General features: G+C 70.1%; 31 protein-coding genes. 13 read left to right on the forward strand and 18 right to left on the reverse strand.

What is annotated here, in order from left to right; genetic code table 11:
- The first annotated feature begins 385 nt into the window (after positions 1–385).
- Positions 386–3,652: an arabinofuranosidase catalytic domain-containing protein gene (locus C7C45_RS22015; protein ID WP_110565590.1), complete on the forward strand. Its 3,267-nt coding sequence runs from the start codon at positions 386–388 to the stop codon at positions 3,650–3,652.
- Positions 3,653–3,833: 181 nt separating this feature from the next.
- Here C7C45_RS22015 and C7C45_RS22020 read toward each other — a convergent pair whose 3' ends face one another.
- The 3 genes from C7C45_RS22020 to C7C45_RS22030 are packed head-to-tail and all read right to left on the reverse strand — an operon-like array spanning position 3,834 to position 6,114.
- Positions 3,834–4,850, reverse strand: coding sequence for an ABC transporter permease subunit (locus tag C7C45_RS22020; protein ID WP_110565591.1), 1,017 nt, complete (start codon positions 4,848–4,850; stop codon positions 3,834–3,836).
- Positions 4,847–5,728, reverse strand: coding sequence for an ABC transporter ATP-binding protein (locus tag C7C45_RS22025; protein WP_110565592.1), 882 nt, complete (start codon positions 5,726–5,728; stop codon positions 4,847–4,849). Before C7C45_RS22025 ends, C7C45_RS22020 begins: the two co-directional genes overlap by 4 nt.
- Positions 5,725–6,114: a GntR family transcriptional regulator gene (locus C7C45_RS22030; RefSeq protein ID WP_110565758.1), complete on the reverse strand. Its 390-nt coding sequence runs from the start codon at positions 6,112–6,114 to the stop codon at positions 5,725–5,727. The genes C7C45_RS22025 and C7C45_RS22030 overlap by 4 nt, the downstream gene beginning before the upstream one ends.
- Positions 6,115–6,249: 135 nt before the next feature.
- Here C7C45_RS22030 and C7C45_RS22035 point away from each other — a divergent pair, with 135 nt between their 5' ends.
- Together C7C45_RS22035 and C7C45_RS22040 are read left to right on the forward strand one after the other, a co-directional pair.
- Entirely contained in the window at positions 6,250–6,525 is a 276-nt protein-coding gene (locus C7C45_RS22035; RefSeq protein ID WP_167454788.1) for a type II toxin-antitoxin system Phd/YefM family antitoxin, read from the forward strand.
- A complete protein-coding gene (locus C7C45_RS22040) occupies positions 6,522–6,779 on the forward strand; it encodes a Txe/YoeB family addiction module toxin (RefSeq protein WP_110565594.1) in 258 nt (85 codons plus the stop codon). The genes C7C45_RS22035 and C7C45_RS22040 overlap by 4 nt, the downstream gene beginning before the upstream one ends.
- Before the next feature lie 38 nt (positions 6,780–6,817).
- Here C7C45_RS22040 and C7C45_RS22045 read toward each other — a convergent pair whose 3' ends face one another.
- Positions 6,818–8,053 (reverse strand): TolB family protein, encoded by a 1,236-nt coding sequence (locus tag C7C45_RS22045; protein WP_146247371.1) that lies wholly within the window; start codon positions 8,051–8,053, stop codon positions 6,818–6,820.
- 159 nt (positions 8,054–8,212) lie between these two features.
- Here C7C45_RS22045 and C7C45_RS33680 point away from each other — a divergent pair, with 159 nt between their 5' ends.
- Positions 8,213–8,767, forward strand: a complete 555-nt coding sequence (locus C7C45_RS33680; protein WP_146247372.1) for a hypothetical protein — start codon at positions 8,213–8,215, stop codon at positions 8,765–8,767.
- Between the two features lie 170 nt (positions 8,768–8,937).
- On the opposite strand, the gene C7C45_RS22055 is transcribed toward C7C45_RS33680, so the two are convergent.
- The 6 genes from C7C45_RS22055 to C7C45_RS22075 all read right to left on the reverse strand — a co-directional run bounded on the left by C7C45_RS22055 (position 8,938) and on the right by C7C45_RS22075 (position 12,971).
- Positions 8,938–9,285 (reverse strand): hypothetical protein, encoded by a 348-nt coding sequence (locus C7C45_RS22055; RefSeq protein ID WP_110565597.1) that lies wholly within the window; start codon positions 9,283–9,285, stop codon positions 8,938–8,940.
- Positions 9,286–9,349: 64 nt separating this feature from the next.
- On the reverse strand, positions 9,350–9,478 hold the full coding sequence (locus C7C45_RS35550) for a hypothetical protein (protein ID WP_280101386.1): 129 nt from the start codon (positions 9,476–9,478) through the stop codon (positions 9,350–9,352).
- Between the two features lie 241 nt (positions 9,479–9,719).
- Positions 9,720–10,238 (reverse strand): hypothetical protein, encoded by a 519-nt coding sequence (locus C7C45_RS22060; protein ID WP_110565598.1) that lies wholly within the window; start codon positions 10,236–10,238, stop codon positions 9,720–9,722.
- Positions 10,239–10,331: 93 nt separating this feature from the next.
- Positions 10,332–11,516, reverse strand: a complete 1,185-nt coding sequence (locus C7C45_RS22065; RefSeq protein WP_110565599.1) for an NAD(P)/FAD-dependent oxidoreductase — start codon at positions 11,514–11,516, stop codon at positions 10,332–10,334.
- A gap of 82 nt (positions 11,517–11,598) precedes the next feature.
- Positions 11,599–12,543: an RNA polymerase sigma-70 factor gene (locus C7C45_RS22070; protein WP_110565600.1), complete on the reverse strand. Its 945-nt coding sequence runs from the start codon at positions 12,541–12,543 to the stop codon at positions 11,599–11,601.
- On the reverse strand, positions 12,534–12,971 hold the full coding sequence (locus C7C45_RS22075; protein ID WP_341866503.1) for an SDR family NAD(P)-dependent oxidoreductase: 438 nt from the start codon (positions 12,969–12,971) through the stop codon (positions 12,534–12,536). Before C7C45_RS22075 ends, C7C45_RS22070 begins: the two co-directional genes overlap by 10 nt.
- Before the next feature lie 176 nt (positions 12,972–13,147).
- On the opposite strand from C7C45_RS22075, the gene C7C45_RS22080 reads away from it, so the two are divergent.
- Positions 13,148–14,299, forward strand: a complete 1,152-nt coding sequence (locus C7C45_RS22080; RefSeq protein WP_110565601.1) for an epoxide hydrolase family protein — start codon at positions 13,148–13,150, stop codon at positions 14,297–14,299.
- 40 nt (positions 14,300–14,339) lie between these two features.
- Positions 14,340–14,936 carry an HD domain-containing protein gene (locus C7C45_RS22085; RefSeq protein WP_110565602.1) on the forward strand — a complete coding sequence of 199 codons (597 nt, stop codon included), beginning with the start codon at positions 14,340–14,342 and terminating at the stop codon, positions 14,934–14,936.
- Between the two features lie 11 nt (positions 14,937–14,947).
- Here the strand turns inward: C7C45_RS22085 and C7C45_RS22090 are convergent, their stop codons facing one another.
- The 3 genes from C7C45_RS22090 to C7C45_RS22100 all read right to left on the reverse strand — a co-directional run bounded on the left by C7C45_RS22090 (position 14,948) and on the right by C7C45_RS22100 (position 17,176).
- The gene (locus C7C45_RS22090; protein ID WP_110565603.1) at positions 14,948–16,144 is read right to left on the reverse strand and encodes an MFS transporter; all 1,197 of its coding nucleotides are present in this window, start codon (positions 16,142–16,144) and stop codon (positions 14,948–14,950) included.
- Between the two features lie 76 nt (positions 16,145–16,220).
- The gene (locus C7C45_RS22095) at positions 16,221–16,700 is read right to left on the reverse strand and encodes a hypothetical protein (RefSeq protein WP_110565604.1); all 480 of its coding nucleotides are present in this window, start codon (positions 16,698–16,700) and stop codon (positions 16,221–16,223) included.
- Positions 16,701–16,729: 29 nt separating this feature from the next.
- On the reverse strand, positions 16,730–17,176 hold the full coding sequence (locus C7C45_RS22100; protein WP_110565760.1) for a GNAT family N-acetyltransferase: 447 nt from the start codon (positions 17,174–17,176) through the stop codon (positions 16,730–16,732).
- Positions 17,177–17,250: 74 nt separating this feature from the next.
- Here C7C45_RS22100 and C7C45_RS22105 point away from each other — a divergent pair, with 74 nt between their 5' ends.
- The 3 genes from C7C45_RS22105 to C7C45_RS22115 all read left to right on the forward strand — a co-directional run bounded on the left by C7C45_RS22105 (position 17,251) and on the right by C7C45_RS22115 (position 19,459).
- Positions 17,251–17,805, forward strand: a complete 555-nt coding sequence (locus tag C7C45_RS22105; protein ID WP_110565605.1) for a Uma2 family endonuclease — start codon at positions 17,251–17,253, stop codon at positions 17,803–17,805.
- Between the two features lie 347 nt (positions 17,806–18,152).
- Positions 18,153–18,422, forward strand: coding sequence for a hypothetical protein (locus C7C45_RS22110; protein WP_110565606.1), 270 nt, complete (start codon positions 18,153–18,155; stop codon positions 18,420–18,422).
- Positions 18,422–19,459 (forward strand): hypothetical protein, encoded by a 1,038-nt coding sequence (locus tag C7C45_RS22115; protein ID WP_110565761.1) that lies wholly within the window; start codon positions 18,422–18,424, stop codon positions 19,457–19,459. The genes C7C45_RS22110 and C7C45_RS22115 overlap by 1 nt, the downstream gene beginning before the upstream one ends.
- 8 nt (positions 19,460–19,467) lie before the next feature.
- On the opposite strand, the gene C7C45_RS22120 is transcribed toward C7C45_RS22115, so the two are convergent.
- Complete coding sequence (locus C7C45_RS22120) at positions 19,468–19,905, reverse strand: hypothetical protein (RefSeq protein ID WP_110565607.1); 438 nt, start codon at positions 19,903–19,905, stop codon at positions 19,468–19,470.
- Between the two features lie 119 nt (positions 19,906–20,024).
- Between C7C45_RS22120 and C7C45_RS22125 the strand changes: the two genes are divergently transcribed.
- Positions 20,025–20,777, forward strand: a complete 753-nt coding sequence (locus tag C7C45_RS22125; RefSeq protein ID WP_146247373.1) for a hypothetical protein — start codon at positions 20,025–20,027, stop codon at positions 20,775–20,777.
- Entirely contained in the window at positions 20,774–22,057 is a 1,284-nt protein-coding gene (locus C7C45_RS22130) for an FAD-binding protein (RefSeq protein ID WP_110565609.1), read from the forward strand. Before C7C45_RS22125 ends, C7C45_RS22130 begins: the two co-directional genes overlap by 4 nt.
- Here the strand turns inward: C7C45_RS22130 and C7C45_RS22135 are convergent.
- The 4 genes from C7C45_RS22135 to C7C45_RS22150 all read right to left on the reverse strand — a co-directional run bounded on the left by C7C45_RS22135 (position 22,054) and on the right by C7C45_RS22150 (position 24,845).
- Entirely contained in the window at positions 22,054–23,175 is a 1,122-nt protein-coding gene (locus C7C45_RS22135; protein WP_110565610.1) for a site-2 protease family protein, read from the reverse strand. The genes C7C45_RS22130 and C7C45_RS22135 overlap by 4 nt on opposite strands.
- Before the next feature lie 58 nt (positions 23,176–23,233).
- Entirely contained in the window at positions 23,234–23,653 is a 420-nt protein-coding gene (locus C7C45_RS22140; protein WP_110565611.1) for a PIN domain nuclease, read from the reverse strand.
- Entirely contained in the window at positions 23,650–23,859 is a 210-nt protein-coding gene (locus tag C7C45_RS22145; RefSeq protein WP_110565612.1) for a type II toxin-antitoxin system VapB family antitoxin, read from the reverse strand. The genes C7C45_RS22140 and C7C45_RS22145 overlap by 4 nt, the downstream gene beginning before the upstream one ends.
- A gap of 131 nt (positions 23,860–23,990) precedes the next feature.
- Positions 23,991–24,845 carry an alpha/beta hydrolase gene (locus C7C45_RS22150; RefSeq protein WP_110565613.1) on the reverse strand — a complete coding sequence of 285 codons (855 nt, stop codon included), beginning with the start codon at positions 24,843–24,845 and terminating at the stop codon, positions 23,991–23,993.
- Between the two features lie 256 nt (positions 24,846–25,101).
- On the opposite strand from C7C45_RS22150, the gene C7C45_RS22155 reads away from it, so the two are divergent.
- Together C7C45_RS22155 and C7C45_RS22160 are read left to right on the forward strand one after the other, a co-directional pair.
- Positions 25,102–26,001, forward strand: a complete 900-nt coding sequence (locus tag C7C45_RS22155) for an ABC transporter ATP-binding protein (protein ID WP_110565614.1) — start codon at positions 25,102–25,104, stop codon at positions 25,999–26,001.
- A gap of 1 nt (position 26,002) precedes the next feature.
- A complete protein-coding gene (locus tag C7C45_RS22160) occupies positions 26,003–26,809 on the forward strand; it encodes an ABC transporter permease (RefSeq protein ID WP_110565615.1) in 807 nt (268 codons plus the stop codon).
- Positions 26,810–26,835: the final 26 nt, after the last annotated feature.

Consider the following 26,835-nt stretch of genomic DNA (forward strand, 5'->3'; position numbering starts at 1 on the left):
CGCCGTCACGTGTTCGAGTTTCAGCGGCGGGACGCCCTTAGGCGCTGGGGCGGCAGGACCCGGTCTGTCCACATTTGACTGGGCTGGAGACCTATCCCCGGGGGCCGACCGCAACCGTTGACACCAATGTGTCGGCGATGTTTCAATCAATGTCCACCGACGTTGTTAGCGCTAACAACCCTCACCATTGCGGCTATGCGGCAGTCCTCACGACCTGCATGTTGTCGCTCACATCGGCATGTGGCACCCGTGCGCCACAACGGCGACCGAACAGTGCCGCCACATCGTGCGTGACCTTCCGGTGATCGCGCACCAGCAACCCGGCCCGCCTCACGGCCACGCCAAAGCTCGGCTCGGTCAAGCAGGACGCAGTAGGAGCTGATCCATGTTCAGACCCACCACCGCCCGCGCCCACCACAGAAGACTCGCCACTCGTGCAGCGATCGCGTTATCGCTTGTCGGCACCTCACTTGCGTTGGCGCTGCCAGCGCAGGCGAGCGAGCCGGCGGCGCCAGCCAGACCGCAAGGCCCCTGTGACATCTATGCCGCCGATTCCACCCCGTGCGTGACCGCCCACAGCACCACGCGAGCGCTCTCCGCCTCGTATGACGGCCCGCTCTACCAGGTCCTGCGCACATCAGACCAGGCGGTCAAAGATATCGGCATCGTCGCACCATCCGCTGGGCCGGTTCCGGACGCGGGCGGATACGCCGACGCCGCCGCGCAGGACGCATTCTGTGCCAGCACGCTCTGTCTGATCACGGTCGTCTACGACCAGTCCGGCAAGGGCAACCACCTTTACCAGGCGCCACCGGGAACGTTCCGGGGCCAGGAGGTGGGGGGTTACAACACGCTTTCGATCGCCGACATGGCGCCGGTGACTGTCAGCGGCCACAAAGCCTATGGCGTCTACATCATGCCGGGCATGGGGTATCGCAACAACGACGCCTCCTACCTCGCGAAGGACGATGAGCCGCAGGGGATCTACATGGTCTTCGACGGCACGCACTTCGACAGCGGGTGCTGCTTCAACTACGGCAACACCTCGACCAACAGTCGTGCCGTGGGAACGGGCACCATGGACACCGTCTACTTCGGCACCGCCACCGCGTGGGGCAAGGGCCGAGGTCCGGGCCCCTGGATCATGTCCGACATGGAGGCCGGGCTGTTCTCCGGCTACAACGCTGGCGTGAACGAGGCGGATCCGACCATCGACTCGTGGCGGTTCGTGACCGGTTCGGTGAACGGCGGTGGCGGGAATCAATGGGATCTGCGAGGTGGCAACGCGCAGGACGGCACCCTCTCGACCTTCTACAGTGGACCTCGCCCCGGCTCGCTGACCAACAGCACCTACTTCCCGATGCACCGCAGGGGTGCTGTTCAGCTGGGCAATGGCGGCGACAACGGCAACGGCTCAGCCGGCACCTTCTACGAAGGCGTGATGACGGCCGGTTACCCGACGGACGCCAGCGTGCAGGCGGTTCAGGCCAACATCGTCGCGGCGAAGTACGAGGTACAGCGGCTGAGTCTCTCGCGGGCCACGACCTTCACGCCGGGCTCGACGCAGAGTGTCACCGAGACGTTCACGAACACCACCGGCTCACGTGCGACTGACGTCGAGCTGAGCCTCGCCACGCCCAACGGGTGGAAAGCCGTCGTCTCCGGCACCAGCAACACGTCGAAGACGATCTCCGCAGTTGAGCCCGGCGCAAGCGTGGAGGCGACCTTCACGGTCACCGCGGCGTCGACGACGGGTGCTGGCTACCTGAGCGGCAAGGCCGGGTGGACCAGTCCGACGCTTGGCGGGGGCCAGTCGACGTCGATCGCTCAGGCCGTCCGCAACGTACTCCCTGTGAAGATCAACGAGGTCCGGTTCCGGACCAGTAGCAATGCCACCGACCAGTTCATCGAGCTCTACAACCCCACGGGCGTCGATATCGACATCTCGAACTGGACTCTGACCAACACGCCGGGCCAGTCCGCTGCGACCCTGCTCGCGACGATCCCGGCCTCGACGAAGCTCGCGGCCGGCGGCACCTACCTGCTTGGTCTGTCCGGTTCGGGGCTGGCGGCCCCGGCGAACCCGGGCGCGACCACGATCAACGTCCGAAGCACCACCGATTTCGCTGTCGGCCAGCAGATCGACATAGACAACGGCTCGGGCCGGGGGACCCGCGTTGTCCAAGCGGTCGGGACCGCGGCCACCACGCCGACGACGCTGTTCGTGCCCGTCACCACCGGGCCGTGGCTGACGATTCCCGCAGGCTCGACCAATGTGCCGGTCACGAGTGCGGCAGGCTTCGCGGTGGGACAGAAGATCGCCATCGACTCGGCCGCCAACTACGAGTTGGCCACGGTGACCGAGGTCGGCAAGGCGTCCACGCAAACGACCCTGTCGGCAGCGGCGGCCGCGGGCGCGTCCAACATCAAGGTCGCGGCCAATGCCAACATGACGGTCGGTGACAAGCTGACGATCGACGCCGGAGAATACAAGGAGGTCGTCACGGTCGCCGAGATCGGCACCACCGGCGTGAACGGGACCGGCATCACTCTGACCGCCCCGCTTCGGTTCAACCACCGCTCCGCCGTCGACGTGTCCGATCGGGGCACCGGCATCAGCTTCTCGCCGGCCACGAGCCGAGCGCACTCGAGCGGAGTGTCGGTTCAGGCGCTCGGCAGTGGCATCACGCTCGACACCGCCGTGAACACCGGCCACCCGCTCGGCGCGGCCATCGTGAACCCGCAGGTCACCACGGCGGGATACCAGGGGTCGCCAAGGCCTGACCAGTGGTTCGGAGGCGCTCTGTCCGTCAGCGCCGGCTCGATCGCGCTGCGGGACGCCACCGGCGCGGTGGTCGTCGACGCGATGGTCTACGGCTCTCAGCAGAGCAGTTCGAGCGGGAACGGAACCATCACCAGCCCGGAGCTGGCGGTGCTGGAGGCCGACCAGGGCGGCGGGGGCTGCATCGTGGTGGTCGCCGGCTCCGCCGCCGGACCTGGGCGCAGCAACACCCGCGCCCCCGACGGCAAAGACGCCGACAGCCTTTGCCGCGACTTCGTCACCTCCACCGCGCCATCGCCGGGGGTGGCCAAGCCGGTGGTGACCGCGACGGCCGCCCCGGTGAACTGGGGCACCGCCGCGACGGTGACCGTGACCGTGAGTGCCGGCGGCAAGCCCGCCCTCGGCACGGTCGAACTGCGGGAGGGCGACACCGCCCGCGGCACGGCGACGCTCTCCGCCAACCGTGCGACGTTCACGCTCCCTGCCGGTCTGGCGGCCGGCAGCCACGAGCTCACCGCGCTCTACTCGGGCAGCGACACGCTCAGCGCGGCCCAGGGCACCGTGACGCTGACGGTGAACCTGCCGCCCGCGTGGACCGCAACGAAGATTTACAACACGGGCGACAAGGTCAGCCTCGACGGCAAGGTGTACCTGGCGTCCTGGTGGACCCAGAACCAGAAGCCAGGTGACCCGAACGGTCCGTGGCAGGAACTGGCCCTCACCGAGGACGGCCGGACGATCTGGACTGCGTCGCGCATCTTCAACGCCGGCGACCAGGTTTCGTACGCCGGTCATTCCTACGAGAGCAAGTGGTGGACGCGCAACCAGGCCCCCGGTGACCCCTCCGGACCCTGGAAGCTCCTGAGCTGATCCGAGCTGGACCTCGTCCCTGATCCGGGTTGCGGACCCCCTGCCGAGCAGGGGGTCCGCTTCGTCGGTGGCGCCAGGTCGATCAGGCGTGATCGACTCCATATCGCCGATGTGGGGGTATCTATCGCGGCGGATACCGCCATTTCGGCGAAGCGGTGTGGATCACTAGCCGCTCTGGCGGTCAGACCAGCCGGCGTCGGATCCACCACAGAGAAAACAGGGACAGTACGGCAGTCAGCGCGAACAGCACGCCGAACTCCCGCCACTGCAGGGTCCAGAACTTCGAGCCGGGCACGTAGGTCACCTCCTGCCTGAGGTTCTGCTTCTCCAACCATCTTGGGCACGTCTCGCGATGGCGGGGCGCATCCGGGCCGCACTGGGTCATGTCCGCCGGACCATTGAACTCGGCTCCGGTCGAGGTGATCGTGGTGCTCGACACGACCCAGTCACCCCGGCGATCTTGCTCGACCTGGAGCGTCATCCGTCCGGTGTCGGGGCTCATCGAGATTCCGTACCTCCCGTCCACATCCAGCGGGCTGACCGTGACGACCGGCTGGGCCAACCAGGGGCGCACCACGAATGGCGCGGCGATCTGGAGGCCGACGATCACGAGCAGGGTCACCGCCATCGCGGCGAGGGTCCGTCGCAGCAGCAGCCCGGTGGTGACACCGACCATGAAGGCCAGCGCCGCGTAGCCGACCGGCACGATCCCCCGGGCCGCGAACACCAGCGGGTTCATCCGGTCCGCCGAGGCTCCGTCGATCGGCTGCGCCCACCTGGTCAGCATCAGGCTGAGCAGGCCGGCGCCGAGCGCCGCGGCCCCACCGCCGACCGCCAGCTTGACCAGCAGCCAGCGGTCCCGGCTGACGGACTGACTGAAGACCATTCGGTACGTGCCGGACTCCAGCTCTCGGGCCACCAGCGGCGCGCCCCAGAAGATGCCCACGAGGGCCGGCAGCAGGTACAGGGCCGCGATGGCGGCAAGGTGGAACTCGCTCGCCCAGCCCGGCTGCAGCGCTTGGAGGAACGCGTCGCCTGCGGCGAGGCAGGCATCGCCCTGGCAGCCGGTGTATCCGGTCTGCGTGGCCAGGTCCGTCACCTCCGCCCAGGTCAGCGCCAGGCCGCCCATCAGCGCCAGCAGCAGGGCGCCGGTGGTCAGGGCAGGGGTCCGGAACTGCCGCCAGGTCATCCAGATCATCGCTGTCCCTCCAGAACCCGGTCCGGCCCGTTGCCGGCGGCTCCGCTCATGTACGCCAGCACGATGTCCTCCAGGTCCAGCTGATCGACCTGCCAGGACGGGTCGACGATCGGAGCGGTGCTGCGTACCACCAGGGTCGACTGCACGTCGGTGTGGCTCTGCTCCACCAGGGCCCGCCCGGCGCCCAGGTCGACGGTGTCGCGCCGCTGCCCGACGAGGCGGTGGTGGGTGGCGAGCAGGTCGTCCACGTCACCGGCCACCCGTACCTGAGAGGCGACCAGCACGATCAGGTAGTCGCAGACCCGTTCCAGGTCGGCGACCAGGTGCGAGGACATCACGATGCTCATGCCCTGCTCGGCGGTCAGCTCCATCAGCCCCTGAAGGAAGGTGCGCCGGGCGAGCGGGTCGAGTGCGGCCACCGGCTCGTCGAGCAGCAGGAGATTGGGCCGCTTCGCCGCGGCGACGGTCAGGGCCAGTTGGGCGCGCTGACCGCCGGAGAGCTTGCCCGCCTTCTGGTTCGGGTCCAGGCCGACCTGGGCGATCCGCTGTTCGGCGAGCGCAGCGTCCCAGGACGGATTGAGGTGCGCGCCCATCCGCAGGTGGTCCGCAACGGTCAGGCCGGCATAGACCGGAGTGTCCTGCGCGACGAACCCGACCCGCGGCGACCCGCTGACCGGTCGCGTGCCGAGCACCTCGATCCGTCCCGCGGTCGGATCGAGCAGCCCACAGGCCAGTTGCAGCAGCGTGGACTTACCGGCGCCGTTCGGCCCGACCAGGCCCACGACGTGGCCGGCTGGGATGTCCAGAGTGCAGTCCTTGAGTGCGGTACGCCGCCCGTATCGCTTGGTCAGACTGTCGGCGACCAGCGCGCTAGTCATGCTCGGGCCTCCGAAAACGCACGAAAACTGCTCAGGAAGAGCGCCTCGATGCTCTCGTCGTCCAGGCCCGCCTCCCGAGCCTCGGTCAGCCAGCGCGTCAGGGCCTGCCGCAGCGGTTCGTGCTTGCTCAGCGAGTCGCTGCCCAGCGTGCGGGTGACGAACGTGCCCAGCCCTGGCCGGGCCGTGACCAGGCCCTCGTACTCCAGCTCGCGGTATGCCTTGGAAACCGTGTTCGGGTTGATCGCGACCCGGGCCACGACCTCCTTGACCGTGGGCAGCTTGTCCCCTTCGTTCAGGACGCCGAGCCGGAGCGCGTGCCGCACCTGCCGGATGAGCTGCATGTACGGCGCGACCCCGGACCGTGAGTCCAGGTGAAACTCGATCACCTCGCCACCCCATTTCACTAGTTGGCTAGTAGAATAGGGCTATCGATGGACTCTCCGCTACCCGAAGGCGGAAACCGTGCAGTTCGCGTCACCCACCCCGAGGTACAATTTTCTGTACCTGCTCTGGAGGTGGTCATGCGGACCGTCAATTTCACTCAGCTACGGCAAAACCTGGCCGCCGAACTCGACAGCGTCATCAACGACGCCGAGGAGGTGGTGGTGACCCGTTCAGGCCATGAGCCAGTGGTGATCGTGCCGCTTGCGGAGTACGAGTCGATGAAGGAGACCGAATACCTCCTGCGTAACCCGAGCAACGCCGCCGCTCTGCGGCGATCGATCGCGGAACTGGAGGAGGGTGACGCGGCCGAGCGGGAGTTGATCGATCCGGCCACCGTGCAGGACGTCGCATGAGGCTGGTCTTCACCGCAACGGCCTGGAGTCAATATCTCAGTCACACGGACCGCAAGTTGGTCAAGCGCATCAACGATCTTCTCGCGGACGTGCTGCGCAACGGTTATGAGGGCATCGGTAAGCCGGAACCTCTTCGGGGCGAGCTGTCCGGTTTCTGGTCCCGCCGCATCGATCGCGAACACCGGCTGGTGTACCGGATCTCCAAGGACGACGTCGAGATCATCGCCTGCCGGTACCACTACGTGGACCGGTAGCGCGGGCTGGGGGATCGGTGAGCTCGCCGTAGGCGTACTCAGCGACCGGTGCGTCGCCGCTGCCGACGCACCAGAGCCAGAACAGCGAACAGCAAGGGTACGGCGAGTACGGCGTACAACCACGGTGGCGCGGCGAATGGGGATGGACGCGGCTCCGGACCGCCGAACGCGGCCCGGTTCAGCAGGTCGCCGGGCACCTCAATGTCGCTGACGCCGTTCGGGGCGGTGAGCAGCACCCGCTCCTGGCCGCGAACGCCGATCGCCGCGAGATCGGTGCGCCGCTTCTCATGGTCCGCCTCCGGTGACTGCCGCTCGACGACCGGGTCGCCGTTCTGCCAGCCGATAAGCTCCACTGCCGAGCCGGGGACGGGGAGCGCGTCGCCGACCGGGTTGCCGGTGGCCGCGTCGAGGAACTCGATCCGCCACGAGCGCCGGAGCAGCTCGGCGGTGTCCGCGCAGCGCATGGTCGGGCACCCGTCGTAGGCGAGCAGGGCGATCCGTCGGCCGTCGGGGCTCCAGGCGCCGCGGCCCGCCAACATCCGCCGCTCGCCCAGGTCGACCTGCCAGCGCACCCCACCGCCGGCTGGGTCGGCCACCACCAGCCGTTGCCGCTCGGCGATCTCGGCAGCCGGGTCCGGTGAGCCGACGACGGCAAGCAGCGAGCCGTCGGGGGACCAGGCACCCGAGGTGTGGCTGGCGAAGGTGCCGACCGGCAGCACCCGCTGCGTTCCGGCCCGTGGGTCGAATGTGAGTAGATCGTCCGGCTTCGACGGGTCGTTGAGCTGCTGGTTGTCCGGCCCGTACGTGATCACGTCGTCGTCGTTGCTCTTGCTCGCGAGGACCAGCTTCCCGTCCGGGGACCAGGCCAGCGGGTTCAAGCCTGGTTGGTGCGTACGCCGTTCGTCGCCGGTGCGTAGGTCGACAAGGCTGCCGACGCCGGGGCGCAAATACCACCGCCCGTCGGGCGAGAGCAGGCCGGGCGCCTCGGCCAGGTTGATGGGCAGCAACCGGTAGCCGCCGTCCCGCCCGACCACGACACCGGTCGACTCGAAATAACGGGTGTGCGCGGTGAAGAAGAGCATCGAGGCCGGGCCGACCGGGTGCTGGCCCACCGTTGCCTGCCACAGCCACGGGTCCTGCACCCGGCTCGGGACGACGTCGGCGGGGGCCGTGTCACGCCGCCCGGCGAGCCATCCGGGCGTCTGCACGGCGACGAAGATGATGGCTGCCGCGGCGATGAAGGTCGCGATGGCCGGCGCTCGACGCATGGACATCGCACCAGTAAATCCGACCCGGCAGGGCGGCGATGTTCCTCCTGGGCTTCCGCGCCGTCGCGAGTAGCAGCACTTCGGAGCCCGGCTCGGGTCCAGGGCAGACACCTCGATGCCGATATGGGGATGCGGGGCGGCCAACCTGCGGGTACCAATGCCGATATGGCGGAGCTGCGTGAGGAGGGGCGGGGCGGCGACGCCGGTCCCACTGATCAGGTTGTCCCCGTGGAAGCAGTCTTCGTGCTCCGCCAGATTGTCGCGGGGCTGCCTCACTGGGCGAAGGTTTCTGTTGAGGTTGAGCCGGCCGACCAGGACGAGGTGGCCGTTTCCCCGCAGGCGTTCGACTGGCTGCGGGACGTGTACGGACCACGGGCGGTGGTCGACAGGCGGGTCAACCATCAGCTCGTCACCGAGGCGTCGGCGGGCGCGCGATATGCGCTCGCCCATGTGCGCGGCCGCATCGGTGCCAGCCGAGTGACGCTGACGATGATCAAGGATTCTCCGGTCGACACGTGCGACGGCGACGTCACGCTGGCGGCCGCTCACGCGGTAGCTGCCGCACTGGACGGCCAGCTGGAACCAGCGCCGTACCTTGCTGCCCACGGTGCCGTCTTCGATTGCCCGGCCCCCAGCGGTTGTCGCCTGCCGGCATCGAGCCGATGCTGTTGTGGTGGGTGCAGCGGAGAAGCGTCAGCCGATACACCGCGAACAGGCTGACCGCCTCACACTCATCGATCGATGGCGGCACTTCGTCCTGGACCAACCGGTCCTCGTGCACCCCGGCGAGACCATCTGGGTCGAGGACGACCATCTCCTGGTGCAGCGGAACACCGGGCTGGTCGATGCCTATCCCGGGTTCGTGAACCGATGAGCGCCGTCGCCGCGCCTCAGCCGGCGGGATAGAGGACGGCCCGGAGTCCCCACAACGCCGCCATGCCCAGCACGACGATCCCCACGGCGAACGGCCACCAGCGCCCCCGGGGGCGGACCAGGGCAGCGGCGGCTGTCGCCAGGAGAAGCACCGCGACGATTGCCGTCCACCAGGTCGCGGTGGCCACCCGACCGGCACCGCCGCAGCCCGCGGGAGCGGGCAGGACGGCCGGGCACACATCGAAGCGGGGCACGGCCAACCACCAGTAGCTCACCCAGGCGCCAACAGCGATGACGCTGGCTGCGGCGACCCCCAACCAGGACCGGCGGCGCGCTGGTATCGCTGCCTCAGCATCCCTGCGCATGCCGTCATCATATTGATCGGCGTCGCGCAGAGGCAGGGGCGCGGCCGGCCCAGGCAGGGGCGTCTCACGAAATGGCCCGCAGGGGCTTGCCGCCCGGCCCTTCGGCGAGTGCGGCGTCGCCAACGGCGTACACCTCGGGGTGTGAGACCGACCGCATGGTGGCGCCGACGACCACGCTAGTTGCGAGAGGCACTGATCCCACAGCTTTTCTCAGGTGAGGTCATCGCCATGTGAGCGGGTGCGGACCTCAGCCATCACGAATAGCTAACGTGGTTCGCCGCCCGTAAGCCGGAGTCGGGCGACGCCGTGACCGTCAGCTACAGCAGCGCCGGCTGCGCTCTGCTGCGGTGACAGCGGGATGCGGCCGGTCCGAGGACCCCGCCCTCATCGGGCGGATCGAATCCAGGTAGCGCCTCGGAATGCATCCGCTTCCGTCAGGCGTGGCGGCTCGGATCTTCGTCTGCCGCCAGCGCTTGGGTGGGTGGTGTCGGATGCGCTTCCCCGTGCGTGCCGGCAATCCCGGCCGCCTGTTCGTGCGCCCGGTTGAGGAGCGCCTCCGCCTCCCGTCGGGCGCCGGCCACGATGCCCTCTGCTTCGAGCCGCGCCGCGATGAGGATGTCGTTGGCCTGCTGTTCGGAGAGTTTGATGATCTGCTCGACATGGGGGCCCAGGCTGCTGAAAGTTGGCCGCCGCTGTAGGTCCCGCGATAGTTGGTCCGTGACGACCGGCGTTCCGGTGGTTGTCCCGTCGGCTGTCCCAGCAGCGGCCCCGTCGCGGTTGACCAGGCCGTCCTCAACGAGATGGGACTCCGTGGTGCCTATGAGGGAGAGCACGACGCCGAGCGCGGCGATCGTGACGCCGGACCACGCGGCGGCCGGCCCGAGGGATGGGCCGACCGCGGCGCCGACACCGAGCCCGAAGAGAACGGCGGCAGTCTTGGCTGGCTTACGCACGAGTCCTCCTCGGGTGGCAAGGGGGTAGGTTCCGGTTCCAGCATGACGAACGAGTCAAGCAGGTCGATACTCGTTCTACTGAGAGTCACCCGGTCACGGCATCGTCGCGAGGCTCTCCGACTGGATAGCCGTGATGTGGTGGCGGCGCACCGGGTACAGCGTCGGGTGGGCGACTCCCCAGGCCGCGCCCTTGCAGATGATCTCCTTGTAGCGGGCCGCCAGCCTCCCGGTGATCAGCGACGGCTTGGCGCGATCGTCGGCGGTCACGTACTGGATGATGCCGTCGCGGCGGCCGAGGCTGATGCACTGGTTGAAGTAGCGCAGCGGGGCCTTGGGGATCTTTCGACCGGTCAGACGGGCGGCGATGGCGTCGGCGGCCTGCCAGGCCATCGGGACCCCCGAGGCGCAGGACATCCGCAGGGGCTTGTCGCCCGGCCCTTCCGCGAGCCCGGCGTCGCCGACGGCGTACACCTCGGGGTGTGAGACCGACCGCATCGTGGCGTCGACGACGATCTGCCCGGTCGGTGCGACGGTCAGGCTCGTGGCGGCGGCGATGGGATGGACGGCGAAGCCGGTCGTCCATACGGTCACGTCGGCCGGGAGCACCCGGCCGTCGGCGGTGACCGCGCCGGTGGCCTCGACTCCCGCGATGTCGGTGTGCTCGTGCACGGTGATGCCGAGTCGGCCGCAGACTCCGCGCAGGTGCTGCTGCGCCTTCTCGTTCAGCCAGTCACCGAGGCCACCACGGGCGGCGATCGCCACGTCGAGGTCCGGCCGGGCCTCCGCGATCTCGGTGACCGCTTCGAGGCCGGTGAGACCCCCGCCGACGACGAGCACGGTCCCGCCGGCCGCGAGGCGGTCGAGGCGGTCGCGCAGCCGCAGCGCCGAGTGCCGGCCGGCAATGTCGTACGCGTGCTCGACGACGCCGGGGATGCCATAGTCGGCGGCCGCGCTGCCGAGTGCGTAGACGAGCGTGTCGTACGCGATCTCGTCGGTGCCGTTCCCGGCGGCGAGCGCGACGGTCCTGCGGTCGACGTCGACGGCGGTGACCCGGGCCTGGCGGACCTCGACGCCGGTGCCCGCGTAGACATCGGTCAGTGGCCGGTGCTTGAGGTGCTGGCCGGTGGCGAGTTGGTGCATACGGACCCGCTCGACGAAATCGGTGTCGGCGTTGACGACGGTGATCTCCGTGTCGCCGGGGTGCAGCCGCTTGGCGAGACGCCCGGCGGCGATCGCTCCGGCGTATCCGGCCCCGAGGACGACGATCCGGTGCTTCATGGTGTCACTCCTGTCTCGGTGTTGGTCACCTCCTGAACCGGACAGCGACCCGATTCCTGACAGGGATCGGCTATGAGCTGGGTCACCAGACGACGAGGAGAGGCTCCCCGTGCTCGGAGGCGGCCCACTGGCGCGTGGCGCGTACGAGTTTGTCGGGGTTGACCTGGCTCTGGACTGCCGCGATGCCCTCCGGCGTCACCTCCAGGGACATGACGCCGAAGACCTGGCCGTCGGTCACGACCACCACGGCGGGAGCGCCGTTGACGACGTCGGCATAGAAGGCGAGGCTGCCGCCCACGAGGTTCCGCTTGGCGTCGGTGGGCTTGAACAGGCCCCGCAGGAACCTCGCCACCGCCGACGCGCCAACGATCGCCCCGGTCCGGGCCGGGATCTTGCCGCCACCGTCGCCGGTGCTCGTCGCGTCGTCGGTCAACAACTCGACAAGCGGCTGGATCTCACCGCTGGCGGCCGCGGTGAGGAACTCCGCGACGATCTTCCGCGCGGTGGCCCCGTCCACCACCGCGCGGGGCCGGCCCGAGGCGACGTGCTGCTTGGCACGTCGGAAGATCTGCTGGCAGTTCGACTCGGTGATGTCGAGGATCTCGGCGATCTCGCCGTGCGAGTAGCCGAAGGCCTCGCGCAACACGTACACCGCACGCTCGTTGGTCGACAGCCGCTCCATGAGCGTGAGCACCGCCAGCGACACTGATTCACGCTGCACGGCGGTGTCGACCGGGCCGAGCATCCGGTCTCCGGCGAGGACCGGCTCGGGCAGCCAGGTGCCCACATAGGTCTCCCGCCTGACCCGCGCCGAGGTGAGCTGGTTGAGGCACAGGTTGGTGAGCACCTTCGTCAACCACGCCTCGGGGGTCTCGACGCGCTCCCGGTCGGCGGCCTGCCAGCGCAGGAACGTGTCCTGGACGGCGTCCTCGGCGTCGCTCGCCGAGCCCAGCAGGCGATAGGCGATCGCCTCCAGGCGAGCTCTGGAGCGTTCGAACAGCTCGACCTCGTCCGGACTCAGCCGCATGGTGCGACAGTATCCACCCGTCGCGACGGGCACTCGCTCCCGTCGGCAACCGCACTCGACGCCGGCGCGGCAGCACTCGGGGCGGTCGTACCCGGGCCCGGCGACCGGCACTCACGCCGGGTCACCCTCCTGGCCCGGCGCCGCCTGCTCCGCCAGCCAGCGCCAGTCGTTCCAGGTGGCTGGCCGAACGTTTCCGCTGCCCGGGACACCGCGTCGAACACGGCCGAGCGGTCGGTCACGTCGAGGGTGAGTGGCAGAACCCGGTCCCCGTAGGCCTCGGTCAGATCCTGAAGCGCCCTGTGGTCGCGTGCGGTCGCGGCGACCCGATCTCCGCGTGTGAGCGCGGCTTCGGCCCAGATGCGGCCGAAGCCGCGGGCGCCGGCAGGGACCCGGTCGAGGGCCGCCACCTGGGAGGCAACCCGGAGCACACCGGGACGTGGATCTCAACAACAACCGTCGGCATGAGGGGTGATTCTGCATCACCGGAGGCTGTGCGGATCACGGGAGCAGGGGCGGGGCGGGGCGGTCGTACCCTTGCCGCCGTGACCGCCGACCCCCTGCGCCGCGCTCTCACCGCGCTGGCCTCTGGCAGCTGAGGAGCCGTATGCCTGTCGAGGTTCAGCCCTACCGGGTGCACGTGCCGGATTCCGAGCTGGTTGATCTGCGCGACCGGTTGGCGCGTACGCGTTGGCCAGAGGCGGCGACCGCGCCCGGCTGGGCGCACGGCATACCCCTGCACGAGGTGCAGAGCCTCTGCGGCTACTGGGCCGAGGCGTACGACTGGCGAGCCGCCGAGGCGCGGCTCAACGCGGTCCCGCAGTATCTCGTCAACGTGAACGGGTTGACGATCCACGTGCTGCACGCCCGGTCGCCGCACCCGGGTGCGATGCCGCTGGTACTCACCCACGGCTGGCCCGGCTCGGTGCTGGAACTGGTCGACCTGATCATGCCGCTCACCGACCCGCTGAGCTGTGGCGGCACCGCCGAGGACGCCTTCGACGTGGTGATCCCGTCGCTGCCCGGGTACGGCTTCAGCGCCAAACCCGTCCACCCTGGGTGGGGCATCGAACGGATAGCCGCCACGTGGGCGGAGATCATGGCGGCACTGGGCTACACCCGTTACGGAGCCGCTGGCAGCGACTGGGGCACCAGCATCTCCAGCACCATCGGTGTCCTGGACGGCGAGCACGTGGCGGGCATCCATCTGGTACCACCGCTGGTCGGCCCGGATCCGACCGCCCCCGACGACCTCACCGATGCCGAACGCGAAGCGCTGGCTCAGCTGCACGAACGCGGCAGATCCAGCTCGGCGTACTCCGAAGCCCACCGCACCGCGCCGCAGACCGTCGGGTACGCCCTGCTGGATTCTCCGGCCGGCCTGTGCGCGTGGATGGGCGAGAAGTTGCTCAGCTGGACCGACCCCAACGGCCACGGCCTCACCCGTGACCAGGTCCTTGACCAGGTCACGCTTTACTGGTTGACCGGGTCTGCGGCATCGTCGGCACGCCTGTACGCGGAGAGCATAGACCGGGTGTCCGGGTGGATCAGCGGTGAGAACGCCGCGCAGGTTCGCGTACCCGTCGGTGCATCGATCTTTCCCGCCGAAGTGCCCCGACCGTCCCGACGGTGGACGACCCGTCGCTACCCGGACCTTCGGTACTGGAAGGAGCACGACCGTGGCGGGCACTTTCCCGCGCTCGAGGTGCCGGAACTGCTGATCGCCGACCTGCGCGCCTTCTTTCGACTGGTGCGCTGAGCCCAGGGGGACCACCGGCGGTGGCCGTACCCTTGCCGCGGTGACCGCCGACCCCCTGCGCCGCGCTCTCACCGCCCCCGCGGACCCGCCGCTACGGTCCCTGCCCGACCAGGTCGTCGCCCTGTTGGAGACCCTGCATGCGCCGCCGCGTCTCGCCGCGCACCTGCGGGCCGTGCACGACGTCGCCGCGCAGCTGACCGATGCGATGGCGGAAAGGTTCCCGCAGCTTCCGTTCGATCGCGATGCGGTGCTCTTCGGGGCCGCCACCCACGACATCGGCAAGGTCCGGCACCCGGAGGAGTTGTCCGGGCCCGGATCCGCCCACGAGCCCGCCGGCTACGAGCTGCTGCTGGGGCATGGTGTCTCCGAGGCGCTGGCCCGGTTCGCGCGTGACCACGCGTCCTGGCAGCAGGACGGCATCGGCGTCGACGACCTGCTGGTCAGCGTGGCCGACAGGGTGTGGAAGGGAAAGCGGGTCACCGACCTGGAAGGGTTGCTCGTGGACCGGCTGGCCGAGGCCACCGGCCGCGAGCGGTGGTCGGTGTTCCTGGACCTCGACGACATCCTCGACCACATCGCCGCCGACGCGGACCGCCGGCTGGCCTTCCAGGCAACCCATCCGGTACGCGACCGGTGACGCCCTGCCCGTCATCGGGTCGCGGGATCCCGGTCAGCCATCCGACGGGCGCTCCGGAGGGACTCTGGGCGGGGGTGCGTGACAGCCACGGCCGTCAGGCAGATCACGACGGCGGCGACGAGCGGCGGGCGGGCGCCGAGGTGGACGGCCGCGGCGCCGAGGGGGATCGCCACCACGAGTGGCCCGAACATCGCGGTGTTGGCCGTCGCGGAGACCCGGCCCAGCAGCGCCGACGGTGTGTGTGTCTGCACGGCGGTCACCGCCGCGACCAGGGTCCAGGGCAGGCCGACGCCGGCGACCAGCGCACCGGCGATCGTGACCGGCCACCACGGCAGGCAACGCGCCAGGAGACCGAGCGCGAACAGCAGCGTCCCGGCGACGCCGACGGCAATGGGACCGCGTCGGGCGAGCAGCCGGCCGACAATCAGCCCGCCGATGATGGAACCGGCGCCCTGCGCGCTGGCCAGCACGCCCAGGAACGTCGTCGGTAGGCGCAGCTCCGTGATCACGACCGCGTAGACCGCCGCGGTCGTGAAGCCGGACATGGCGATCGACACGGCCGCGAGCGTGACCGGCACCCGGGTCACTCGCTGTCCGAACAGGACCGACAATCCGGTACGCAGGCCGTTTCGCCGTGGTGCGGGCTGGTCGTGCGGAGTCCTGTTTAGGCGTACCGCCGCGTACAGGGTGGCGACCAGGACCGGCATGGCCGCGCTGAGTACGACGACCGCGTTCCCGCCGCGCCACGCGTAGAGGCCCGCCCCGGCGAGGGGAGCGATGAGCTTCATGCCCTCCTGCGCGCTGGAGCGCCACCCGTTGACGTCGCCGAGTTCGGTCGGTGACAGCGCGGACGGCAGCAACGCCGTCTCGCCCGCGTCGATGAGCACGTAACTGACGCCGTAGACGGACGAGACGGCGAAGATGAGCCACGTCTGCCCGGGCCCCCGCACCGCGAAGAGGGCCAGCAGGGCGGCGGCCAACGTGAGGTTGACCGCGATGACCAGCGGCCGCCGGGGGGCCCGGTCGAGCAGACCGCCCAGCCACGGGCCGGCGAGCACCGGGGCGTACACGCAGAGCCCGGCGAGGGCCGCGAGCCCGGTGGAGCCGGTGAGGTCCAGGATCCAGATGCCGGCCACCAGGGACATGGCACTGCTGCCGAAGCCGGACAGCAGCGAGATCGCCACGAACAGTCCCGCGTTGCGACGCATGTGCCCTCCAGGATTGAGCCGAGACGACTCACATCCTGATTCTTGAGCCCTGACGGGGCAATGCTGTCGACCGGTGTCAACGTGTCATTGACAGCGCCGCGTCGACCTTCGCTGCGGCGGCGCGCACGGGCACCGGCAGTCGTTCGCCCGCCTCGGCCAGGTCGGCCATGAGATGCAGGGCCAACGCGTACAGCGAGCCCGGGACGGCATCCAGCGCCGCGTCAACCGTGCTTCGCACGAGCGCCGCCCGAGTGAACCGGGCGTCCCATCGTCGGTCCGCGGCGATCCACCGCCCGACGTCGGCCACGGCGGTTCGCAGCGCCGCGATCCGCGCCGAGTAACCGCTGTCGAGGTGCTGCCGTCGCGACCACCGCGCCGCCACCAGGCGCTGCCGGCGCTGCTCCGCGGCCTGCCGGCTGCCGAGGCCCAACGCCTCGGCGATCTGCGCCCACGTCGCGCCGTCGTGACGCGCCCGGTCGATGAGCTCCAACTCCTGCTCGTCCAGTCGGGCGCGGGCGGCGCGAACGTCCGCCAACTGGGCCAGCTCCACGGTCACGTGTCAACGCTACATTGACACCCTGGGTTCTAGAGCGAGGTTTGCTCGCGCACCATGAACACGTCCACCGGATCCTCGGTTTCGAGGGTGAATCCGTGCCGCTCGTACAACCGCCGGGCCGGACTGCCCTGCAGCACGTTCAGCCGGACCCGGGCGCCATCGCGGTCGCACTGCTCCAGCAGTTCGCGCAGCACCGCCGTACCGATGCCACTGCCCTGCAGATGCGGGGCCAGGTAGAAGTGCTCCAGCCAGTGGGCGTCGTCCGCCCGGCGCAGCGCCACGCAGCCGGCGAACGCGCCGTCCACCTCGACAACCCAGGTGTACGCCGGCGCGAACCCGTCCCGCAGGCGCTGCCGTACCCGCTGCTCGTCGTACCGCCCGAGCCGCTCCAGATCGGCCCGCAGCACCACGGCCCGCAGTTCGGCCACCGCGTCGACGTCCGTTGCCAAGGCCCGCCGAAGTTTCCAGTCGCCCATGATCACCACGCTATTGTCCAAACGCGTTCCTGTGCTGCCGGAGTCGGTGCGACTGGTCGCTTAGGATGAGGCTCATGAGCGCTGAGGCAGTTGGCATGCACATGCCTGCCGTCGTGACGCTCGACGACGTGGCGGCGATGAACGCCGCAGATCCGAACGGTCACCGTTACGAGGCCAGTCCCGAGGGGGTCCTGTCGGTCATGCCGCCCCCCGATTCGGACCACGCCATGATCGCCAGTCGCCTCTTCGCCTGGCTGATCATCGCCGGTTGGCCCGCCGAACAGGTGCTTCAGGCGGCCGGTCTGCGGATCGCGGGACCGGACGGCGACGGTGGTCGCATCCCCGACCTCAGTGTGTGGCGCAAGCCGCCGACCCGCAGCGTCTGGGCCGCGGTCGACGATGTCGTACTCGTTGTCGAGATCGTCTCGCCGGGCTCGGAGGCGATGGACTCGGTGACGAAGGTCCGCGAGTACGCGTCGGCGGGGATTCCGCAGTACTGGGTGGTGGACCGGGACAGCGCGCAGACTGTCGCCCTGCATCGGCTGGGCGGGGCCGGCACCTACGAAGAGCGGGCACGGATGCCGCTGGCGTGGTTGCTCCAGACGGCCCCCGCCGACCACCTCGACTGAATATCCAGCGCCGCTGATCGTCTTCCTGCTCGGGTTGGGCGTCCCGCTGGCGTCCAGATAGCCGCCCGGTTTCGCGTTTTCCCAGGTCAGAGCGTGCCCCTGTCGTACACCTGACAAGACGGTGGAGCCTCTGACGGGGCACTGTTGCGGCAGGTACCGACACCGCTGGGGGCGCCCGCAGCGGTGTCATCCTCACCGGGACAAGGACGTCATCATCGCCGACGCCGCCCCATGGCCACGTCGCCCGCGCCGGTGTCCCGCCCTTCTTTCCGCCCCCCGTGCAGGATGCCGGTCCAGCGTCGGTCACTCGCTCCGCCCGGACCGCGACCAATCAGAGAGGGCCTGACATGGCCACTCCCACCGCGATCGCAGCCCTGAGCGCACCGGCCTACTCGCCGGGCGACCAGATGCTGCTGACCGTCAACTACTCCGACGCCGACAACAAACCGCTCACCGTCACCATCGTGGTCACCGACGCGCGCGGAAACAGCAGCGCACCGGTCACCACCAGCGTCGTCATCGACCCGCTCACCGTGAGCGTCACCGACGACTCCGGCCGTACCTGGGCCCGGGTCTCCGACAACGGCGCGGTCGCCGTGTACCGAGCGGTGGCGTGATGCCCCGCGTCACCGTCCAGGTCCGCGACGCCGCCGGCAACACCGCGACGGCCACCGCCGACTACGCCGTGGGAAGCCGACCCGTTCTCGGCGGCTACTACCTCGCCGGTAATGCCGACCCGACCGCCGACATGGCCGGTGGCAACTTCCGCTCGCTCACCCAGTACCGCAGCTTCGCCGACGGCTTCATCTTCCCCGGCTACAACCGGCCCTGGCTGATCACCCTGGGTCGGGCCGGGATACAGCTGAACATGGTCCTGGAGTTCAAGCACTACGGTGCCCCGGACGGGCCGCAGACCTTCACCGTGGACGGCACCACCTACACCGTGCCGGCACCGTCGATGACCATCCAGCAGCGCCCCGGCACGACCTGGCCGAAGGCGTACGGGTACAGCCAGGTGCTCGACGGCCAGTGCGACGGGTTGTTCCACCGCGCTCTGGCGCAGTACCGGACGCTCGGCTTCGGCGTGAACATCCAACTCGCCTCCGAGTTCGACACCGACCACGAGTTCGGCACCACCGACGCCGGTGTGGCGTACACCTGGGCACAGTCCGACGCCCGCGCGGTGCAGGCGGTCAACTACGTCCTCACCTGGTTCAAGGCGCGGACGCTGCCCGGCGGCACGACCTTCTCGGTCGGGATCGCCGGTTTCGACCGGGCCTGCTTTCAGCGCATCCACCTGGAACCGCTGATGACCCGCCTGGATTTCCTGCAGTGGAACGTCTACGCCACCAACGCCAGCCACACCGCGCTGGCCCGGTTCCGCCGCACCAAGGACTGGGCGGTGGCCGACCTCGGGCCGGTGGCGCTGTCCCGTCCGGTGCTCATCGCCGAGTGGGGGGTGCGGGTGGCGGAAATCCCCAACCAAGCCGCCTGGATCGCGACCGTGCCGGCGGCCATCGCCCAGCTCAACGCGGAGCGTGGGCCGCGAATCGCGCGCACCAACTACTTCAACTCCGGATGGGGCACGCTCACCCCGAAGGCGACCGGGCTGGCCGCGCTGCGGGCGGCGTACGCCACGGCGCCGTTCATCTGAACGGCCGGTCAGGCGTCGCGGTGGACGCCGCTGCCCGTTCCGGCGGCGTGCGGGTCGCGCAGCACCGTGTCCAGCCGCCCGTCCCGATCACTGTCCACATAGGTGATGTCCGGGATCCCGTCGCCGTCCACGTCGATCTGGACGACGTCGGCGACGCCGTCGCCATCCAGGTCGGTGACCACCTCCACCGACCCGTCCAGGTGCCGGGTCACGATCGACTGTGCCCCGGCACCGGGCCCGCGCGGCGGCGGCCCGGGCGCCGGCACCGGTGTCGGTGCCGGGGCGGGCGCCGGAGTGGGGCGGGGGCCGGGCGTGGGCGCCGGATGGCTCGCCAACCCGGCGGACGGCGGCGCGCTGGCCTGCTCGACCCCCATGCCGGTCGGGTCCATCTCCTCCTCGGAGGGGAAGACGTCGCCTCGTAGGGCCGGATCTCGGTAGCTGCTCATGAGCGTAGGGTTCCCCAACGATGACGAGAACAACCGTGCCCGATCGACCGGTGTCCCCGGTGCCCGGTTTGGCGGAAGATGCTGGGACCGACGCCACGGTCATGAACGGGGGTCCGAGCGTGGAACTGCGCCGGAATCGGGGGGCCCGTGCGCTCGCCCTGGTGTGCGTACTCGGTGGGGTGCTCCTGTTGGTCTATCCCAGCGACGGCGCCCTACTCCGGACGATCATCGCGGGGGGTGCCGTCGCGCTCGGCGTAGTTGCGCTGGTCAGCGCGCTGCGACCGTTCCGGTTCGGGATCGGGGCCGAGGGGCTCACCATCCGACGGCCCGGCCTCCGTCGGATGATCCGGTGGGCCGAGGTCGACGCGGTGGTCCTCGACGAGCCGCCCCGACGCGACGGCTACCCGAAATCGCCGCGGCTGCTGCTGGTGCCCGCGCCGGGGGTGCCGATCGAGCCGGCGACCGCCCGCCACCCACTCGACGGTCGCCCCGCCATCGAGTTGCTCGTCCTCGACCAGGTCCGTGAGCAGCCCGAGCAGGTGTCCGCCGCGCTCACCCACTACGCCGGCGATCGTTTCGTCGACCTGCCGGCTCTGCGTCGCGCCGCCTTCGCCGACCCGGACCTCCCGGTGGGCCTGCGGGGTTACCAGATGGACCGGGTCGACCGCTTGATCCGACGAGGCCAGGACGCCCTGGTGTCCGGGGACGCGCCCACCCGGCAGGCGGCCCGGGGGGAGATCGAACGCGCCAGCGCGGCCGGTCTGCCGATCGCCCAGCGTGGCTACCACACGCTCCAGACGGATACGGTTCTGGACGCCCTCGTCGCCGCGTTGGCCGAGAACCAGTCCACCGATCGGGAGACCGCAACATGATCGTGCAGGGACAGAACGCCACATCGGCCGCCGCGACTGACGTTCCGCGCCGCAACTGGGCCGGCAACGTGCGGTACGCCGCTCGGGCGTTCCACCGACCGACCTCCACCGACGAGCTGCGCCGACTGGTCGCCGGCAGCACCCGGATCCGGGCGGTGGGCAGCGGACACTCCTTCAACCGCTTCGGAGACACCGACGGCGACCTGGTCACCCTCGCCGGGCTGCCCCAGGCCGTCGACGTGGACCACGAGCGGAGGCAGGTCACCGTGAGCGGCGCGATGCGCTACGGCGACGTCGCCCGACAACTGCACACCCAGGGGTACGCGCTGGCGAACCTCGCCTCGCTGCCGCACATCTCGGTAGCCGGCGCCACCGCCACCGCCACCCACGGCTCCGGCCAGGCCCACGGCAACCTGGCCACCGCGGTCGCCGGCCTGGAGTTGGTCACCGCCGATGGTGACCTGCTGCGGGTCGACCGCGACGCCGACGGGGACACGTTCGCCGGCATGGTGGTCGGGCTCGGTGCGCTGGGCCTGGTCACCCGGGTCACCCTGGACGTGGTGCCGGCCTTCGAGCTGCGCCAGTACGTGTCGCTCGACCTGGACCGGGAGGCGCTGGACGAGGCTCTCGGCTCGGCGTACAGCGTGAGTGTCTTCACCGACTGGCGTACGCCCCGGCTGCGTGAGGTGTGGCGCAAGCAGGTGGCGGACCAGGCGCCGCCCCCGGCGGACTGGCTCGGCACCACCGCCGCCGACGCGCCACGGCACCCCGTGCTCGGGATGCCGCCGGAGAACTGCACCCCGCAGCTCGGCGAGCCGGGCCCGTGGCACGAGCGGCTGCCGCACTTCAAGCTCGGCTTCACCCCGAGCAGCGGCGACGAGCTGCAGTCCGAATACCACGTGCCGCGTACGGCGGCAGCCGACGCGCTCGCCGCGCTGGACGACGTGGCGCACCTGATCGCACCGGTGCTGCTGGTGAGCGAACTGCGGACCGTGGCGGCGGACGAACTGTGGCTCAGCCCGAACCACCAGCGGGACAGCTTCGTCGTGCACTTCACCTGGATCGACGACACCGCGGCCGTGCTGCCGGTGGTGGCCGCGGTGGAGGAACGGCTGGCACCGTTCGCACCCCGCCCACACTGGGGCAAGGTCTTCGTCACCGACCCAGCCGAGCTGGCCACCCGCTACCCGAGGTACGCCGACTTCGCCGCCCAACTCACCCACCTGGACCCGACCGGCAAGTTCCGCACCGACCTACTGGACCGGTACTTCCCCCGTTAAGCCCGCAGGGTGCTGTGCTGGACGGCGCGGCTGATGTCGCTGGGGGAGACGATGCCGACCAGTTGGCCGTCCGTCACCACCAGGGCGCGGCCGTCGGCGCACTCACTGAGCCGGGGGAGCAGGTCGTTGAGCTGCTCACCCGTCTGGGCGAGGACGAGTTGGTCGGCCCGGCAGGCCACCTCGGCCAGCGTGGTCGATGCCCGCCGCTCGGCCGGCACGCCACGCACCCGGTCGACGGTGACCAGGCCCGTCGGCCGGCCCTCCTCGGTCAGCGGCAGCGCCGAATGCCGGTACGCGAAGAGGTAGTGGTCGACGAAGTCGGCGACCGTCATCTCCGCGGAGGCGGTCTGCGGCTGCGGGGTCATCACGTCGCCCACCCGTACCCCGCGTAGCGCACTGCCGGTGCGAGCCTGCCGCTCCTCCGCTCCGGCGGCGCCGATCAGGAACCAGCCGATCAGGGCCAGCCAGAGCCCACCGAAACCGACCCCGGACAGGAACTGCCACAGCCCGAGACCGATCAGCAGCACGCCCAGCACCCAGCCGGCCCGGGCGGCGACCACGGACGCCCGGGCCCGGTCCCCGGTGGCTTTCCACACCGCGGCGCGCAGCAACCGGCCGCCGTCCAGGGGTGCGGCCGGCAGGATGTTGAAGATGGCCAGCAGCACGTTGATGCCGGCCAGCCACGCCACCGCGCCGAAGAGCAGCCCGTCCTGCCCGGCCAGCGCGAGCAGCGCGGCGATCGCGCCGAAGAACGCCCCGAGCAGCAGACTGACCAGCGGGCCGACTCCCGCGATCCGTAGCTCCGCGCCCGGGTCGCGCGGCTCGCCCCGCAACTCGGCCACACCGCCGAACAGCCACAGCGTGATGCCGTCGACCGTCAACCCGTTGCGCTTGGCCAGCACCGCGTGCGACACCTCGTGGGCGAGCAGGCCGACGAAGAAGACCACCGCCGCCGCCAGCCCGGCGAGGGCGTACCCCACTGGCGAGCGGTCGGGGTACGAGCGGGGGAACTGGTTGGCGGCCAACCCCCACGCGATCAACGCGAAGATGACCAGAACGCTCCAGTTGACCCCGACCGGTACCCCCGCGACCCGGCCAAGCCGGAAACTCGCCCTCATCCCACCGAGATACCCCGCCAGGCCGTCGGCATGCCGAAGAACCAGGCAAACCGTGTGATCAGTCGGCGGTGCCGGGCGGGACGACCCAGGCGCTGGGTTGCCCGGTGATCGCGCTGATGAGATCGAAGTCGCCGTCGTAATGCAGGACGGTGACCCCGTGTCGCTCGGCGGTGGCGGCGATCAGCAGATCCGCCATGGAAAGCGCGCGGTGGTTGCCCTTGTGTAGGGCCTGCACCTGCACGTCGATCGCTCGATCCCAGACTTCGTCAGGCATTGGGAGCCACTGGAAGCCGCCCATCAACCACCGGGCACGCTGCGCATCTTTGGCAGTTCGGGCACTGTGAATGACTTCGATCTCGACAGCCCCGCACACCGCGAGCAACCCTCGGTCGGAGAGCTCACCGAGTACCGGAGCCACGTGGCGTTTCGGCCAGCGGGCAAGAGCCGATTTGTCGAGCAGGTATTGCTCGTGCTTCACGCCGCGTCCGGCTCAGCGGTCCCGACGGGGCCGGTCAGATCGGGCAGCCCGCCGCTCTTGAGCCAGTCGGCGAACTGCCGTCGTTTCTCCCGATCGACGACCGCCTTGAGAGCGGCGTTGACGGTGGCCTTCTTCGTCGTGGTGCCGAGAATCTTGCCGGCTTCGGCGAGGAGTTCGTCATCGACGTCGAGGATCGTCCGGCTCACGGTGCCTCCCAGGTAGGCGATCAGCGTCGATGATATCAATTTGCCGCGCTTTCGATATCACGCCTCGCTGAAGCGTCGCCCACGCCGTGACGACCGCCGTCCTGGGCCTGATGGCTATTCGTACCAGCGGGTCAGCGGCGCGGGCTTTCGCTGGCGATCGTTGCTTCCCGGGGCAGGGCCGCCGCGCGGAGTGCCCAGTCCAGCGCGTAGTCGGCGATCTTCTCCCAGCCGTCCTGCCCGACGGTGAAGTGCGACCGGCCGGGGAACTCCTCGTACGCGGTGAGCGCCCTGGACTTCTGGTAGAGCCCCGCGTTGGCGCGGACCACCGACGCCGGCACCACGTGGTCGTGTTCGCCGGCCATCAGCAGCAGCGGCGCGCGGTCGTCGCGTCCGACGTCGACCCGGGCGGGTGAGCGCGGGTCGACGTTGGCGAACGCGCCCTCGAAGAACACCCGGCCGGCACCGGGGACGGCATAGCGCTGCCAGGCACGGTCGGAGTCTTCGCGGCTCATCGTGTTGCCGAAGTTGTAGGCGAAGTCGTCCGAGGTGAACGGGACGGCCCTGCTCCGGTTGGCGGGGCTGCGCAGGATCGGGAAGCCGGAGCGTAGCTGGCTCAGCGGCACCTTGAGCACACCCTTCACCGCCGCGGGGTGCACCCCCACCGCGGCCGCGCCGAGGCCCCGGTCGACAAGGACCTGCGCGAACAGGCCGCCGAACGAGTGCCCCATGATGATCGGCGGTCGGGGCAGCGCCCGGATGATCCGGTCGTAGTGCGCGACGATCGTGGCGATGCTCTGCTCGGCGATCGGGCTGGGATCGTCGCGCAGTTGCTCCACGGACCGGTCCATGCCGGGCCAGGCGGGGGCGATGACGTGCATTCCGCGCTCGGTGTACCGCTCGGCCCACCCCTCCCAACTGCGCGGAGTCATCCAGAGCCCGTGGATCAGCACGACCGTGTCGACCCGGCCCTGCGGCGTGGCACCCATCGCATCCTCCCGGTGTCGCGGCGTTCGGCCCGGCGGATACCCGTTGCGGTGCGCGAAAATCCTCCGCCGTCCGTGGGGCCGGACGTGCTGGTGAGCGATATACCTCAGAGGTATATCTATGACTCTGAGGTATATCGCTCCGCGCGGCGTCCGCTCCGCGCCGCCGCGGCTCGGGGACGGCCCCTGACAAATGTCACGGTCGGGGCGTGACGGCCGCTCCAGGCATCGGAGTACGCAACGCCGGAACATCTACACCATGACCAGTACGAATCCGGCCGTGGAGTTGGACGGCCTCACCAAGACCTTCGGCGCGGTCACCGCGGTCGACGGGCTGAGCCTGCGGGTGCAGCCTGGCGAGGTGGTGGCGTTCCTCGGCCCGAACGGCGCGGGCAAGACCACCACCATCGACATGCTGCTCGGGTTGGCCCGCCCGGACGCCGGCACCGTCCGCGTCCTCGGCAGCACCCCGGACAACGCGGTGGCCCGGGGTCGGGTCGCCGCCGTCCTGCAGACCGGTGGGTTGCTCAAGGACCTCACCGTCGGCGAGACGGTCGAGATGACCTCGCACTTCTACCGGCACACCCGCCCGGCCGTCGAGGTGCTGGAGCGGGCGGGCATCGCCGACATCGCCAATCGGGTGGTCGGGCGTTGCTCCGGCGGCCAGCAGCAGCGGCTGCGCTTCGCGCTGGCCCTGTTGCCCGACCCGGACCTGATGGTGCTCGACGAGCCGACCACCGGCATGGACGTCGAGGGTCGGCGGGACTTCTGGCAGGCCCTGCGCCGGGACGCCCGGGCCGGACGGACCGTCATCTTCGCCACCCACTACCTGGACGAGGCGGACGCGTACGCCGACCGGATCGTGCTGGTCCGGCAGGGGCGCATCGTCGCCGACGGCACCACCGCGGAGATCAAGAACCTGGCCGCCGGTCGTACGGTGCGGGCCACCCTGCCCGGCGCCGACCAGGCCACGCTGGCCGCGCTGTCCGGCGTGGACGCCGTGGAGGTACGCGGCGACAGCGTGCTGGTGCGTACCAGCGACTCGGACGCGATCGCCCGGTACCTGCTCACCCGGACCGACGCCCGGGACGTGGAGATCACCTCCCGCAACCTCGAGGATGCCTTCCTCGCCCTGACCACCGCGCACACCGGAGCCTGAGATGACCACCTCCACCCCCACCTCCACCCACACCCGTGCCGGTGAGCCGGACCGTCGGCTGCCCGCACTGGGCGGGTTCGCCCCGGGCGCCCTGCGCATCGAGCTGCGCCGGGTGCTGCGCAACCGCCGCACCCTCGCCTTCACGCTGATCATGCCGGGCGTCTTCTTCCTCATCTTCGGCCTGCCACAGGGCGGGCAGTCGCTGGACAACGGCCGCCCGGTGACGGCGTACGTCATGATCAGCCTGGCCGTGTACGCGGCCATGGTGGCGACCACCAGTGTCGGTGGCGCGGTGGCCACCGAGCGAGCGCTGGGCTGGAGCCGGCAGTTGCGGCTCACCCCGCTGCGCCCGGCGGCGTACGTGGCGACCAAGCTGATCACCGCGATGAGCCTCGGTCTGCTCGCGATCGTCGTCGAGTTCGTCGTCGGTGCCGCGGCCGGCGTTCGCATCCCGCTGTACGTCTGGCTGTTGTCCGGCCTCGCCGCCTGGGTCGGCTCGTTGGTCTTCGCCGCGTTCGGTCTCTTCATCGGCTACCTGGCGCCGGCCGAGAACGTCATGCAGATCATCGGCCCGGTCCTGGCCGTGCTGGCCATGTTCGGTGGGCTGTTCGTCCCGGTCGAGGTGCTGCCGGACGTGCTTCAGCAGGTCGCGAAGTTCACCCCGGTGTACGGCGTGGGTGTGCTGGCCCGCGCCCCACTGACCGGCGACGGACTGAACATGGCGGCGGTGGCCAATATCGTCGCCTGGGCGCTGGTCTTCGGCTTCGGTGCGGCGCGGCTGTTCCGGCGGGACACCGCGCGGGTCTGACCGCCGCGACGGCTAGCGTGAACCCG

This window comes from Micromonospora arborensis, assembly GCF_003205615.1.
GTDB lineage: Bacteria > Actinomycetota > Actinomycetes > Mycobacteriales > Micromonosporaceae > Micromonospora > Micromonospora arborensis.